General features: G+C 58.0%; 14 protein-coding genes. 11 read left to right on the forward strand and 3 right to left on the reverse strand.

Annotation, left to right across the window (positions count from 1 at the left end):
* Positions 1 to 3: 3 nt before the first annotated feature.
* From AEAC466_RS28415 to AEAC466_RS28465, 11 genes are all read left to right on the forward strand, one after another.
* On the forward strand, positions 4 to 660 hold the full coding sequence (locus AEAC466_RS28415; RefSeq protein ID WP_023457165.1) for a response regulator transcription factor: 657 nt from the start codon (positions 4 to 6) through the stop codon (positions 658 to 660).
* Positions 657 to 2093, forward strand: a complete 1437-nt coding sequence (locus tag AEAC466_RS28420) for a sensor histidine kinase (RefSeq protein ID WP_023457166.1) — start codon at positions 657 to 659, stop codon at positions 2091 to 2093. The genes AEAC466_RS28415 and AEAC466_RS28420 overlap by 4 nt, the downstream gene beginning before the upstream one ends.
* A gap of 87 nt (positions 2094 to 2180) precedes the next feature.
* A complete protein-coding gene (locus tag AEAC466_RS28425) occupies positions 2181 to 2831 on the forward strand; it encodes an MtnX-like HAD-IB family phosphatase (protein WP_023457167.1) in 651 nt (216 codons plus the stop codon).
* 16 nt (positions 2832 to 2847) lie between these two features.
* Positions 2848 to 4236, forward strand: a complete 1389-nt coding sequence (locus AEAC466_RS28430) for an aspartate aminotransferase family protein (protein ID WP_023457168.1) — start codon at positions 2848 to 2850, stop codon at positions 4234 to 4236.
* A gap of 5 nt (positions 4237 to 4241) precedes the next feature.
* Entirely contained in the window at positions 4242 to 5168 is a 927-nt protein-coding gene (locus AEAC466_RS28435) for an arginase family protein (protein WP_023457169.1), read from the forward strand.
* A gap of 29 nt (positions 5169 to 5197) precedes the next feature.
* Entirely contained in the window at positions 5198 to 5515 is a 318-nt protein-coding gene (locus AEAC466_RS28440; protein ID WP_023457170.1) for a hypothetical protein, read from the forward strand.
* On the forward strand, positions 5512 to 6333 hold the full coding sequence (locus AEAC466_RS28445; protein ID WP_023457171.1) for an alpha/beta hydrolase: 822 nt from the start codon (positions 5512 to 5514) through the stop codon (positions 6331 to 6333). Before AEAC466_RS28440 ends, AEAC466_RS28445 begins: the two co-directional genes overlap by 4 nt.
* Complete coding sequence (locus tag AEAC466_RS28450) at positions 6326 to 7426, forward strand: peptidogalycan biosysnthesis protein (protein ID WP_023457172.1); 1101 nt, start codon at positions 6326 to 6328, stop codon at positions 7424 to 7426. The genes AEAC466_RS28445 and AEAC466_RS28450 overlap by 8 nt, the downstream gene beginning before the upstream one ends.
* The gene (locus tag AEAC466_RS43665) at positions 7423 to 7821 is read left to right on the forward strand and encodes a hypothetical protein (RefSeq protein ID WP_023457173.1); all 399 of its coding nucleotides are present in this window, start codon (positions 7423 to 7425) and stop codon (positions 7819 to 7821) included. Before AEAC466_RS28450 ends, AEAC466_RS43665 begins: the two co-directional genes overlap by 4 nt.
* Positions 7818 to 8612, forward strand: a complete 795-nt coding sequence (locus tag AEAC466_RS28460) for a MipA/OmpV family protein (RefSeq protein ID WP_023457174.1) — start codon at positions 7818 to 7820, stop codon at positions 8610 to 8612. Before AEAC466_RS43665 ends, AEAC466_RS28460 begins: the two co-directional genes overlap by 4 nt.
* Positions 8609 to 9547, forward strand: coding sequence for a fatty acid desaturase family protein (locus tag AEAC466_RS28465; RefSeq protein ID WP_023457175.1), 939 nt, complete (start codon positions 8609 to 8611; stop codon positions 9545 to 9547). The genes AEAC466_RS28460 and AEAC466_RS28465 overlap by 4 nt, the downstream gene beginning before the upstream one ends.
* A gap of 162 nt (positions 9548 to 9709) precedes the next feature.
* Here AEAC466_RS28465 and AEAC466_RS28470 read toward each other — a convergent pair whose 3' ends face one another.
* From AEAC466_RS28470 to AEAC466_RS28480, 3 genes are read right to left on the reverse strand one after another with little or no spacing between them, the layout of a single operon-like run.
* The gene (locus AEAC466_RS28470; protein WP_052025068.1) at positions 9710 to 11422 is read right to left on the reverse strand and encodes an alkaline phosphatase D family protein; all 1713 of its coding nucleotides are present in this window, start codon (positions 11420 to 11422) and stop codon (positions 9710 to 9712) included.
* Complete coding sequence (locus tag AEAC466_RS28475; RefSeq protein ID WP_023457177.1) at positions 11409 to 12518, reverse strand: acyltransferase family protein; 1110 nt, start codon at positions 12516 to 12518, stop codon at positions 11409 to 11411. Before AEAC466_RS28475 ends, AEAC466_RS28470 begins: the two co-directional genes overlap by 14 nt.
* A 6-nt stretch (positions 12519 to 12524) precedes the next feature.
* Positions 12525 to 13235: an SGNH/GDSL hydrolase family protein gene (locus AEAC466_RS28480; RefSeq protein WP_155913519.1), complete on the reverse strand. Its 711-nt coding sequence runs from the start codon at positions 13233 to 13235 to the stop codon at positions 12525 to 12527.
* Between the last annotated feature and the right edge of the window lies 1 nt (position 13236).

A 13236-nucleotide genomic window follows, 5' to 3' on the forward strand; every position in this document is an offset into this window, starting at 1 on the left:
TGCATGCAGCTTCTGCTTGTCGAAGATGATCTGGGACTTGGCGCCGGGCTAAAGGCAGCGTTGGAGCGCCTGGGATATAGTGTCGTGTGGGCGGTAACGCTCGAAGAGGCCTTGCAGGTCCTTGACTACACGAATTTTTCCATCGCTTTGCTGGATCTAGGTTTGCCGGATGGCGACGGACTTAACTTCTTGCGCACCGTCCGCAAGCGCGGCAATGGCCTGCCTATTCTGGTCATCACGGCTAAAAGCCAGCGCGAGACCCGGCTACTGGCGCTCAATGGCGGCGCCGACGACTATATAGTCAAGCCTTATGACCTTGATGAATTGCTGGCCCGCGTGAAAGCTGTGATACGGCGAAGCACGGGCGAGGTAAACGGAGCCTTGCGATTCGGGATCTACGAATTGGATATGGCTGGCCGTGTTGTTCGATGCGAAGGCAAACCTGTTCACCTCACGGCGCGCGAATTCAAGGTTTTGTCGGTGCTTGTGACCCGCTCTGGCAGGTGGGTGTCGAAGTCGGATATCGAAGGCAGCATCTATGATGACGACACCGGCGTTGAGAGCAATACGGTCGAAGCGGCCATCTATGGCTTGAGGAAAAAATTGGGCGTGGAATCAATCGTCAGCGCCCGCGGTCTGGGCTACATGGTGGTGCGTTGAACCGGCGTTTTTCCAATATTCTGCGTCTGCTTCTGACGCCGAAATCCCTGTCTCGCGGCCTGTTCGCACGCATGACCCTTGTCATGTTCGTCGCCGTCCTCGCGATCCTGGGTATAGCCAGGACAGCCGTTCGCGCCGAAGTCGACCAGATATTCGACCAACAGTTGGTGCTGGGCGCAAATTTACTCGTCAATCTTATGGGGGAGGAACTGACCGATATCCGCAAGGAAGGCGGCAATCCGGTAATGGAGGTTGATGACATGCCCGTGTTGTCGAGCGAGGACCGGCAGGCGTTCGATGCCTATGCCGACTGGCGGATGTTCCGGATATGGTATCGTGGAGAGTTGCGCTTGAAGTCCGATACCGGCCCAAGCCTGGCCGTGCCAAAAGCGGAAGACGCATCGACATTCCATGTCGTTAAACGGGACGGTCAGGCGTGGCGGATATATACGCTGGCGGCCATCGGCGGCGATGTCACGGTCCAGGTCGGAGAGCGGCTGGCGGTCCGTGGCGAACTGGTGCGCAATATCGCGCTGGAACTGGCCGCGCCTTTCGTCGGCATTGCCATCGTCCTCCTTGTCCTGATCTGGGTCAGCCTCAGAAGTGGCCTGCGCGACCTCGACGGTTTTAGCGCGCGACTGGCCGAACAGCGGGGCCGGCCGCCATTCACCTCGGTGCGCTCGGAGGATTGGCCGGCGGAACTGGACCAATTGACCAGCGTCATCAATAGCCTCTTCCGCCGAATCGAAGACAGCTTGCAGCACGAACGCACCTTCACGGAGATGGCGGCGCACCAATTGCGCACGCCGCTGGCGGCGCTGAGCCTCGAAGCGCAGTTGTGTGCGCGCATCGACGATCCGGCTGAGCTGAAAACGCGACTTACTGCACTAAATGCCGCGACTACGCGTATCGCCAAACTGGCCGATCAGTTGCTGGTCCTTGCCCGATTGGGTGCCGTCGAAGACAGGGATGTCGATATCAGTCTACATGGTCTGATCGGACAGTTGCTGGCAGAGGTCGCCCCCGTGATCGCTCAAAGGCGCATAGACGTGGCGCTCGAAGGGGAAAACTTCACTGTGAAGGCCGCTGAGACTGCCTTGCGTCTGACGCTGTCAAATTTGATCGAAAACGCCTTATTTTACACCGATGCGGGTTCGGAGGTCGTCATCCATCTGGCTGTTGATCCCGTGACCCAGGCGGGCACTGTGGAGGTGCGCGATCGCGGACCGGGGATGTCGCCTGCGGACAGGGCGCAAGCTTTTAACCGTTTCTGGCGCGCGCCTACGAACAAATCGAACGGCTCGGGTCTGGGGCTGGCCATCGCGCGCGACGCGGCCCAGCGATTGGGCGGGCGGATCAACCTGCGCGATCGTGAGGACGGTCTTGTTGGCCTAGTGGCGGTACTAACCTTACCCCTAAGATTTCCAAACTGAAATTTTTGATCCCTTCGATCAGTTTCGCGTCAGCCTTCTCATCTACAGCATAAGCCGTCCGCTTCGGCCTAACGAGGATGAATGGGAATGCGCGTTTACTGCGATTTTGACGGCACCATAACCTGTCAGGATACCACCGATCAGGTACTGACCCAGCGTGCGGCGCCGCAATGGATGGACATTGAAGCCCAATGGTCGAGAGATGAAATCACGGCCGCCGAGTGCATGCGCCGCCAGATTGCCCTCATAGACACAGACGAAGCGGCATTGGATGCCGTGCTTGATGCCTGCGAACTGCGCCCGGGCTTTGTTGAATTCGCCAACTGGTGTGACAGCGAAGCGATCACGCTGACCATTGTCAGCGACGGCGTTGATCGTTTCATCCGCCGTATCCTTACTCGCAATGGTCTGGCCCATTTGCCGGTTATATCGAACCGCCTCGCGCTGGAAGGTGCGGCCTATCGCCTGGAGCAACCCTTCGCCCGGGCAGGGTGTGCCGCAGGGTCAGGGGTCTGCAAGTGCGCCGTAGTGGGGGAAGCGGCTGGCGACGGCCCCATGGTCTTTATCGGTGATGGCCGGTCTGACTTCTGCGTGAGTGGGCGCGCCGACATCCTGTTCGCTCGCGATCGACTGGCCGGCTACGCGCGGGAACGCAAACAATTTTTTACGCCGTTCGACACGTTCGACGACATACGCCTTGCCCTGGCCAGCCTCCATGCGCAGCGGCAAATAGCCTGAATTCAGGGAGTTATTTATGTACGATCCTCATACCTTGTCCGAAGCCGATCTTTTGGCGCTGGAAGCGCAATATTGTTCGCACGGCGATACAGTTCACTATATGGACAAGCCCCGCATCTTTACGGGATGCGAAGGCTCCTACATGTACGACGCAGCCGGTCAGGCCTATCTTGACCTGCAAATGTGGTACTCAGCGGTCAATTTCGGCTACCGTAACCCCCGCCTGAACGCCGCGGCGCATCGTCAGCTCGATACCTTGCCTCAAGTCGCCTCCCAGTACCTGCACCGCGAAAAAATCGAATTAGCCGCGCTGATCGCCCGCGATATGGAAGCGAAGTTCGGTGAAAAGGGGCGCGTGCATTTCAATGTTGGCGGTGCCCAGGCCGTAGAAGATTCGCTCAAACTGGTGCGCAATGCCAGCAATGGCAAGAGTTTGATGTTCGCCTTTGAAGGCGGATACCATGGCCGTACCCTGGGCGCCTCTGCGATCACCTCATCCTATCGCTATCGTCGGCGTTTCGGCCATTTCGGCGACCGTGCCCAGTTTATCGAATTCCCGTATCATTTCCGCGGCCCCAAGGGCGTGAGCAAGGAAGAATACGGTCATGAATGCGTCAAGAAATTCAAACGCCTATTTGAAACCGAATATAACGGTGTCCTAGACGTCAAGACCGGCCAGTGCGAATATGCCGCCTTTTATATCGAGCCCATCCAGGGGACCGGCGGCTATGTCGTTCCGCCCATGAATTTCTTCACCGAACTGAAAGACGTACTGGACCAGCACGGCGTCCTCATGGTCGTCGATGAAATTCAGATGGGTGTCTACCGCACCGGCAAACTGTGGGCCATCGAACATTTCGGCGTTACCCCCGATATCTTGGTGTTCGGTAAGGCGATAACTAACGGCCTAAACCCGTTGTCGGGCCTGTGGGCCAAGGAGGCGCTCATCAATCCGGGAATTTTCCCGCCGGGATCGACCCACTCCACGTTCAATGCCAATCCAATGGGCACGTCAGTCGCGCTGGAAACCCTGCGCATGGTGTCAGAAGAAGATTACGGTGCCAAGGTTGCCCGTAAGGGGGCCTATTTCCTGGAAGCGCTCAAAGACCTGCAGAAGCGCTGGCCACAAATTGGCGATGTCGATGGTCTGGGTCTGGCGCTTCGCTGCGAGATTTGTCAGGAGGACGGGTTTACCCCGAACAAAGAGTTGCTTGACGACATGGAGGCGGAGGGCCTGAAGGGCGGTATCGAGATCGACGGGCAAACCTACGGCCTTATTCTCGATGTCGGCGGCTACTACAAGAATGTCATCACGCTCGCGCCATCCTTGGAGATCACCGAGTCCGAAATAGACTTGGCTATCAAGCTGATCGACGCCCTCCTGCGTCGCTGCGTCAATCGATAGACACCATGGCCACCGTGATCCTGGACCTGGATGCGGCGTTGGACGCCCAGGCGCACATGCTTGAAGAGATAGTGGGTGAGGCCACACGCGTGCCTGCGCGCGATCTCGGACCGGCGCTGCGGCTATGGTCACGCCCGCCATCTCTTGATGCGTTGGATTTGCGCACGCGTGAGGCGACGAAGGGGTTGGGGCCAATCCTGGTCTATGCGGGTTCGGGAGATTTTCACCACGTCGCCGCCCTGTTGATCCGTCGGGCAGTGGATCAGGCGCCGGAGCGTCCGATGACGGTCCTTCATGTCGACAATCATCCCGACTGGGTCAAGTTTTCGCCTGGCATGCATTGTGGCAGCTGGGCCGCGCGGGTCGCGCGGTTTAGCGGCGTGCGCCAAATCATATCGATCGGCATGTGCAGTCCGGACATGCAGGACAGCGCCCGAAAGGGGGCCGATCTCAGTGTTGTGCGCGAGGGGCTTCTGATTCCGTTCCCCTTGCGTACGCAAGCCAAGGAAGAGTGCATCGTCGCTGGCCGTCGCATTCCCACAATTGAGACGTTGGGCGACGCACTCTTCCTTGAGCAACTCGATCAGCTGATCGGGACCGACGACCTGTATGTCACCATAGACAAGGATGTTTTGTCTCCGCTCGATGCGGCGACCAATTGGGACCAGGGCGAATTGCGTTTGTCGCGGCTTATCGGCTGGCTGAACCACCTGATCGATGGCCGCCGGTTGCGTGGCGCCGACATCGTCGGTGACGCCAGTGACATGGTCTATGGTCCAGGACCGTGGGCCACGACACTCAAGTGGATTGAATCCTGCCTGGATCAACCCCGTCAAGGTGATCTGGACACCGAGGCAATGTGGATCAATGCCATGGCCAATCGCGCTCTTCACGCTTGCCTGGCACCGCATCTGGGGAGCCAGATTTCGTGACGGCTTGGGTTCTTCTTCTGGTATGTGTAATGGCCGAAACCTGCCTTGAACTGTGCTACAAGGTGGCAAGCAATCGCGCGGCCGCCGGCGGTGGCGGCGTTGTAGGTGCTTTGCGTCAGCCTATGGCTTGGCTCGGCATCGCGCTCTGGGCGGTCGAAAGCATCGCCTGGGTTCTGGCTTTGCGCACACTCCCCCTTAGCCAGGCCTATCCGGTCATGTGTCTGACCTACCTGACCATTCCGCTTGCCTGCCGCCTTCTTCTGCGTGAGGGGTTGTCGGCGCGCAAACTGTGGGCGTCGGCCTTGATTGCCATGGGCGTGGCGCTGATCGCGGGGAGGCAGGCATGAATGCGGTATCTATTGAGGCTGCTCGTGCGGTTCCGCCTGGCCGCGAGCTGGTCATTCTGGTCCATGGCTTGACAGGCGCGCCCGATGAAATGCGCTTTGTCGCCAAAAAACTTAGGGACAGAGGGTATGATGTTGCGACGCCTTTGCTGGCCGGGCACGGCCAGGGGTATCCAGAACTGCTGGCCACCGGCTGGCGAAACTGGCTGGCAAGCCTGACAGCGCTATATGACGATCGCGCATCGCACTATCAGCGCGTGCATGTAGCAGGCATCTGCGTCGGCGGCCTTCTCGGTTTCATGTTGGCCCAGCGCCGGACCCTTGCCAGTTGTACCGTCTACGCGCCGCTTTTCGCTTTTGACGGTTGGGCGATGAAGCGCCATTACAACCTCTTGCCGTTTGCCTTCCCGCTCATGTATCTGCCGGGCCTGCGAAGCCATGTCGTGCTAGAAGCCCATCCCTTCGGTTTGAAGGATGAGCGCTTGCGGGCTTTGGTTGCAGGGTCACAGGAGTCGCTGATCGAAGGGGCGCTTGATGGCATGCCATATAAATGCCTCGCCGATACCTACCTTCTGGGACAGGCGGTGCTGAAGGCCGCGCCCGCAAACCGGACGCCGCTGACGCTTGTCCACGCGCTTGAAGATGACATCTGCTCGGTCGGCAACGCCGAACGGCTGATGAAGCGGGCCGGCGGAGACGTTCGGCTGGTCGTTCTCGAAGACAGTTACCACATGGTGCATGTCGATCAGGAAAGAAGCAAGGTCGTGGCGGCGACCCTTGAGGCGATAGGCTATAGCGAAGAGGCCGCGCGTCATGCTTGAAGCCCGTATCTTCGACAGCATAGGCTCGATTGACGCATCCGAGTGGAACGCTTGCTTTACACGGCCTGTCGAAGATCACGCCTACCATCTGGCTATAGAAGCCAGCGGATTGCCGGGCTTTGGCTTTTTCTATGTCACCATTTTTGACGGCGAGCACATGGTCGGCGCAGCGCCAGCCTTTACCACGCCCTACGACCTGGAAACGACATTGGACAACGCCCGGCTGCGTAAGATGATTACCGGCTGGAAAAAGCGGGCGCCTGGGTTTCTGCGGGTCTCCCTGGCCGCGCTGGGTTCGCCGTGTACCGAGGTGGCGATGCTCGGTATTCGCGACCGGAGTCGGGCGAACGAGGTAGCCAATCTTATGCTCGATACCTTTTTTTGCACCGCAAAGGCGAGAGGAGGAGCACTCCTCGCCGTAAAGGACTTGGCCGAGCACGATCGTGCGTTATGGCAGCCGCTGATGGAGGCGCATGGTTGCGGGTTGGTTTCCGGACTGCCGGTGGCCCAGTTGCCCATCGATTTTGCAACGATCGACGCATACCTGGCGCGTCTGTCTCACGCCACGCGCAAGGACATGCGCCGCAAGTTGAAGGCCCGCACGGGAGTGCGGCTTGAGCGTGTCAGTCGGATTGATGGGTATGAAGACGCTATTATGGCGCTCTATCACGACACCCGGGCGCGAGCGGAAATGGTGCTCGAGGAATTGACGCTCGACTATTTCAAGGGCGTTCTGGCGCGCAAACCGGGCGCTGCCTTCTGCGCGCTTTATATCAAGGATGACAGGCTACTGGCGGCTAATCTGCTGTTGCGCGACGACGCGACATTGATCGACAAGTTCTTTGTCATGGGAGCGGAAGGGCGGGCGAACAACCTGTATTTCACCTCCTGGTTCGACAATATCGCCTATTGCCTGGACCAGGGCTTGAGCCTGTTTCAGGTTGGGCAGGCGGCCTATGCCAATAAACTCCGCTTGGGGGCACAGCTATTGCGTACGGATATGGCGTTCAGACACCGGAACCCAGCGATTTCGGCCGGACTTAAGGTTCTGTCGCCTCTGTTTGCGGCTGATCCGGTCGTCGAAGCCGCATGACCCAACCGGCCATACCGCGCAGCCGATTGAGCCTCGGCGCTTTGCTGGTGGTCCAGCCGCCGTGTCTGGTTCTCTATCAATATCTCGCCAAATCGCTTGGCGATCAATTGACACCGCCCGGCACCGAAATATGGGCGGTATTGGACCAGGTCATCACCGCGCCGGTTTTCTGGGGCATGGTCGCCGTTGAAATCGTCAATCTGATACTCTGGTTGTCGATCCTCAGCCGCATTGACCTGGGCAAAGCCTTTCCGCTGACCGCCATAAGCTATTGCCTGATCATGGCCATCAGCGTCTTCGTCTTTCATGAGGCGGTCAACCCCTTCGCCATCGGTGGATCGGTGCTTATCCTGTGTGGCATTGCCTTGCTTGCTACGGAAAAGGAGACGGCATGATCACGCTCGTCACCGCAGAGCCGCCCGACGCCGTAGGTGCCAGCATGGCCATGCCGACGCTGAACTGGGCGAATATCGATACCCTTGTCTCCTCCGGAATCAGTGGAGACTTGGGTGTGATCCTGCGCAAACGCCCGCAACATATCGGTGACGGCAAGACAACGGATGAGATCTATCCCGTCATTGAGCTTAAGGTCGGCGAGCGTCTGCAGGTGAGCCTGGATGACGGCATCAAATGGACGGCCATAAAGCAAAAGAAATGGAGCTTGGGGCCTGTTCTGGAATACCGGCAGTCTTTCTCCGACAAGCTGCCGCGCGGGGCACACCGGATGCCGGATGCATTCGAGTTGGGTGGCTTTGCCGTCTACAGTAGTGGCGTCGGTGACATCGAAATGCGGTTAAGGCGCGCCATCAACAGCTATCAGGGATGGTCGGGCGATGTCGCCTATGACGCCGGGGTCCGTTTAAGCCCAAAGACGGCATTGGGTATAGAGCTGCGGGGTTCGTGGGCGGATTCCAACTTCTCCGACCAGTTTTTTGGCTTGAGGGGGCGTCACTCCCATGAGTTCAACCTGCCCCGGGTTCTCAAGAACAATTATTTCAGTGCGGGCACTGAACTGACCCTCGGTCATAAACTGGATGATAGAATGACTGTTTTCGCGCAGGTTAGTGCAGACCGAATTTATGGGGAAGAATGGCGCAGCCCCATCCTCAAGTCACGTAACATTTTCATCTTCAGCTTGGGAATGACGCGCCATTTCGGCGCGCCGCGCGAGGATTGGCCATCATGACCAAAAAATCAAACACACGCCGTATTTTCGCGACCAGCGCCTGGGATGCCGTGCCTTGCGCACTCGTCGTCGTTCAGTTCTTGCTGATCGTCGCCTTTGCGCTCTGCTGGTGGCACATGACCTGGCTTGAACGAGTGTTGGGCCTATGCGTCTACGCCTTTAGTGTCGGTTGGAACCTGAACTCTGTCGCGCACAACTTTATTCATAACCCGTTTTTCGTATCAAAAACCGCAAACCGTGTTGTGTCCTACCTGATCTCCTGGAGCCTTGTCACACCGCAAACCATGTACCACTACGTCCATCTGTGGCATCATGCCGGCAATGGCGACTATCCTGATGAGACGGGTCACACCGTGGATCCTCTGTCCATTTATCAGTTCGGGGCGGACCGCAAAGCTGAGCCTTTGTTATCCTATGTCTTTCTGCAATATTTCCGCGACGACGATCCCTTCACGCTGGCGAAAAAGATACGCAGCCGACGGTCACGCGACGCCGACCAGGCCATGCGCGAGTTTTGGTCAACCGTCGTTGTCTGGATGCTCTTCTTGATTATAGCTTGGCCGTTTGCCCTCCTTGGTATTTTTGCCAGCTATCTGGGCCAGTGCCTGTCTAACCTGTCCGGCTACTACGAACATTTGGGTGGCAATCCAGATGAACCGATTGCGTGGGGCGTATCGACCTACGCACCCGTCTACAACTTCATCTTCATGAATAACGGCTATCACGCCGAACATCATTTCCGGCCGAAGCAGCACTGGACGCGGATGAAGGCGTTGCGGGACACCATCCTAGATGCGCAGCGCGAAAAGGGCGTGTTCGTCATCGGACCCGCCCATATCCTCGGCTTTCTCGAACCCAAAACCTGGACAATTCCGGTGGCGAAACGGATCGTGAAAGCAAAACCGGATCAACCGTCCGGCGGCCGGAATGTTTAGCGCCCGCGTTTTCACCGAGCTTTCCTGGCCGGCCGTGAGCTTTCAGGCGGTTGTCCAGGCGGGGGTGGATTTTGGTGAGGCGCGTTACCACGCCCAAGGGTCTAAACCTGAACTCTCCGATTGTGCATCCATAAGCAAAAAATCCAAGGACAGGAGCGTCGTTCAGACGGCATTGTGCTTAGTGAGTTTGGGATAGGGGAGGTCCGTGACGCGGAACGTTCGCCGGACAGACAGCGAAAAGTCTCGCGAGTCAATCGTGCTGACAGCCATCCATTCGGCGCGCACCTCGTTCCGAGTTATCGTCAGGCGTGCGAAGCCATTGTGACGGTCATCGGCCGCGACAACCTCATCGCTTTGGGCGACCAACGCGTCCGTCAATTCAAAGTCCGGGAACCAGGGATCAGGCCAATGGGTGGGGGAGGTAATGGCGGTGACGCCGATTTCAACCCCGACAGGTTGGCCATTTTGGTCAGACAGATTATTGGCCCAGGCACAGTGACTGTCGCCTGACACGACGATCAACCTGGCCTTCGCCCTGTGGGCAATTTCATAGAGTCGCTCGCGCTCGGCCGGATATCCATCCCAGGCGTCAAGATTGTAGGGCAGGCGCCTGGAATTTGTGAACAGATCGAGTTGTGAGGTGAGCCCCGCCCTATCATTGGCAGGTAAAGCCGCCAGGGTCGCGTTTACGCGATCATCACCCAAAACGGTATAGTAGTTGGGACTATTGATCCGCGCCATGATCACCTGACTGCCAAGAAGTTGCCAGTGCACACCGGCCTGCACAGACGAGGCCAAGCAGGCATCGAGCCAGCCGCGCTGCTCAGCGCCTAAGAGTTCACGGCGGGGATCATTTAGCCGAGAGCAGAAGGCGTCTATATCGCGGTCATCGTCTTTCTTCGGTATATCGCTTGCGTAGTCGAGTTGTCGAGAGCGCGCCAGTAGCCGGGTTTCGAGCATGGTCAGTTCCGCCAGATGACCGAAGCGAAAGCTACGATATATGGCTTCGCGAAGCTGACCAGGTGCGGGGTCACGTATCGGCATCCATTCGCGCCACGCCTGGATCGCGCATGTTTTGCGTGTCATCCAATCCCCTTCGCCCTGGTCGGGGTTGTGGTTCTCAGCCCCATCAGTCCAGGGGTTGTTAGCGATTTCATGATCGTCAAATACACATATCCAGGCCGCTCGCGCATGGGCCGCCTGAAGTTCGCTTTCCGCCCGACACTGGGCGTGACGGCGCCTGTAGTCATCTAGTGAGATGATTTCGTGAGGAGGATCGGGTATGCGCCCGAGCCTGAGGCCGTTGTCCATACCAAAGGCATCTGGATCGGCGCCATATTCGTAGATGTAGTCGCCAAGAAAAACGACAACATCCAAGTCAGTCAAATCGGCTATGGCGCGGTACGCGTTGAAGTAGCCGTTGGGATACATGGCACAGGACGCCGCAACAAGGACGAGCCGATCGGTCTCGGACGGCAAGGTTTTTGTCCGGCCCGTCGGCGACACAGCTGATTCCGCGCGGAACCGGTAAAAATATTGCTTGCCCGGTCTAAGGCCGGGCACGTCTATCTTCACAGTATGGTCGCGGGCACTTTCGGTAATAAATGCGCCTTGGCGCACGCATTTTTTAAAACTGTCGTCCTCCGCCACCTCCCAGACACCCTCGACGACAGCGCTTGTTCCGGAAATCCGCGTCCAGATGATGACGCGGTCGGTGAGAGGATCGCCGGAGGCCACGCCATGGGCAAATTGAATACGGGCGCGTTCTTCGGCCGCTGCCGGCGCTGCCATCAGCGACGCCGACGCGCCCGTAATCGCCAGCATACCTCGGCGAGTGATCGAAGCCTGAGTAACTGACGTGTCAAATTCGGACATAGATTCGCTTCCTGTCCATGACAAACGCCAGCAACCAGCAGACCTGCGCAAAGGCTAGGGCGAACAGTAGGGATGCCCATTTGCCGCCGACCCAACGAAACCCGGCCTCAAATATCCACATGAACAAGGGGTGAGGCCCGACCTGTAGGGTCCAGGCAATCGACATTGACAATTCGGCAAGGATGTAGATAGCCAGTGCGTTCTTGCCAAAGATTTCAAAATAGGAGGATAGCCAGCCGACCTTCCAGACATCGACAAGCTGGATCAGGGCGGCGAAGACGATAAGATCGAGACCCGTCGTGCACAGAACATAGGTGCTGGTCCATAGCTTCTTGTTGATCGGGATCCATCCGTTAAGCGCGAGCGAAAGCCCGAGAAGCAACAGGCCTGCGCCGAAGAGAAGGGGGAGTGCCATGCGGCCTTGGGAGTGCTCCCGCACATAGCGTACCACCAGATAGCCGGCCAGCACGTTGATCACTGACGGGAAGGTGCCTAGCAGTCCTTCGGGATCGTAAGGAACGCCTTCCCCATGGTAAAGATGGGAGGCGCCAAGGAGAAAGGTGTCCAACTTCAAAGCGGCGTTACCGGTCAGGGTGTTGTCACCGAAGGCTGCGTTCACCCAGACGTTGCCGATCAAGGCTGCGAGGATATAGATGACCGCCCCGCGGGCGCCCGCGAAATGAACGATCAGAGTGGCGAGGGCGTAGGTGAGCGCTATACGTTGCAAAACACCCATGATCCGGAGTTGAGACACGCTTTCCCAGTGAACCACGCCCCCATGTAGAGAAAAGAAGGGAAAGTTCGAAACCACGACACCGCAGAGAAAAATGATCCCTGTGCGTACGGCAACCTTACGAAGGAGTACGCCGCGCCCCTGGGTTTCATATCGCTCCAGGGTAAAGCCGAGCGCGTTGCCGACAACGAAAAGGAAGGTCGGGAATACGGCATCCGTCAAGGTAAACCCGTTCCAGGTCGAATGCAGCAGTTGGGAAAAGGACAGGCTGTCACTTATCGACATATTGACCACGATCATGAGTGCCAGGGTCAAGCCCCGCAATACATCGACGGCCAGGAAGCGGTTGCTCGGCAGCGCCATGGGACCCTATCTCTCGGATACGGAGGAGGGCGTTGACAGGGCTTCTTTGACCAGCCGGTTCATGACGGCATAGCCGGCAGCATTGGGATGGACACCGTCGGCGCCATATTCGGGCCTTAAGCCGCCCGCTTGGTCGGCCATGGGCGTGAAAAAGTTGATATAGCCCGCCCCCTGTTTCACGGCGAAGGCTTTCAGCCATTGGTTTAGATCGGCAATGCGTGCCACCGGCTTGATGTCCGGCGCCCACCAGTAGTGGTCTGCGGGGAGGACAGATGCCAGTATCACCCGGATTCCGTGGGGCCGCGCCAATTCGGCCATGGAGGCAATATTGTCCTCGATCATGGCATTGGTCGTGGTGCCGGTATTGCCGGCGATGTCATTGGTTCCGGCCAGTATGATCACGGTTTCAGGTTGCAGGGCGATCACGTCCTGACGGAAGCGGAGCAGCATTTGTTGCGTTGTCTGTCCACTGATGCCACGATTGATATGCGTCGGCTCGGCAAACTGGTTTTGGTGGTCCTGGTCCCAGAATTCGGTAATCGAATCCCCCATGAAAACCACTCTGTGAGGGACAGGACCGTGGGCGACCAAATCGGCGTCCCTTTGACGAAAAGCGTGCAGGTTGGCCCAATCGGTGTCGTCATTTCCGGCCCAAGCCGTCGGCGCGGCAATAAGGCCAAGGACGAGCGCCAGAACGAAGCGATGCGATTTTAACATG

The organism is Asticcacaulis sp. AC466, from assembly GCF_000495815.1.
GTDB lineage: Bacteria > Pseudomonadota > Alphaproteobacteria > Caulobacterales > Caulobacteraceae > Asticcacaulis.

What these genes read in the sequence shown, in the direction of transcription:
- AEAC466_RS28425 (WP_023457167.1), top strand. Translation starts at nt 2,181, where the DNA reads ATGCGCGTTTACTGCGATTTTGACGGCACCATAACCTGTCAGGATACC.
- AEAC466_RS28415 (WP_023457165.1), top strand. Translation starts at nt 4, where the DNA reads ATGCAGCTTCTGCTTGTCGAAGATGATCTGGGACTTGGCGCCGGGCTA.
- AEAC466_RS28475 (WP_023457177.1), bottom strand. Translation starts at nt 12,518, where the DNA reads ATGGCGCTGCCGAGCAACCGCTTCCTGGCCGTCGATGTATTGCGGGGC.
- AEAC466_RS28460 (WP_023457174.1), top strand. Translation starts at nt 7,818, where the DNA reads ATGATCACGCTCGTCACCGCAGAGCCGCCCGACGCCGTAGGTGCCAGC.
- AEAC466_RS28430 (WP_023457168.1), top strand. Translation starts at nt 2,848, where the DNA reads ATGTACGATCCTCATACCTTGTCCGAAGCCGATCTTTTGGCGCTGGAA.
- AEAC466_RS28445 (WP_023457171.1), top strand. Translation starts at nt 5,512, where the DNA reads ATGAATGCGGTATCTATTGAGGCTGCTCGTGCGGTTCCGCCTGGCCGC.
- AEAC466_RS28480 (WP_155913519.1), bottom strand. Translation starts at nt 13,235, where the DNA reads ATGTTAAAATCGCATCGCTTCGTTCTGGCGCTCGTCCTTGGCCTTATT.
- AEAC466_RS43665 (WP_023457173.1), top strand. Translation starts at nt 7,423, where the DNA reads ATGACCCAACCGGCCATACCGCGCAGCCGATTGAGCCTCGGCGCTTTG.
- AEAC466_RS28450 (WP_023457172.1), top strand. Translation starts at nt 6,326, where the DNA reads ATGCTTGAAGCCCGTATCTTCGACAGCATAGGCTCGATTGACGCATCC.
- AEAC466_RS28470 (WP_052025068.1), bottom strand. Translation starts at nt 11,422, where the DNA reads ATGTCCGAATTTGACACGTCAGTTACTCAGGCTTCGATCACTCGCCGA.
- AEAC466_RS28440 (WP_023457170.1), top strand. Translation starts at nt 5,198, where the DNA reads ATGGCCGAAACCTGCCTTGAACTGTGCTACAAGGTGGCAAGCAATCGC.
- AEAC466_RS28435 (WP_023457169.1), top strand. Translation starts at nt 4,242, where the DNA reads ATGGCCACCGTGATCCTGGACCTGGATGCGGCGTTGGACGCCCAGGCG.
- AEAC466_RS28465 (WP_023457175.1), top strand. Translation starts at nt 8,609, where the DNA reads ATGACCAAAAAATCAAACACACGCCGTATTTTCGCGACCAGCGCCTGG.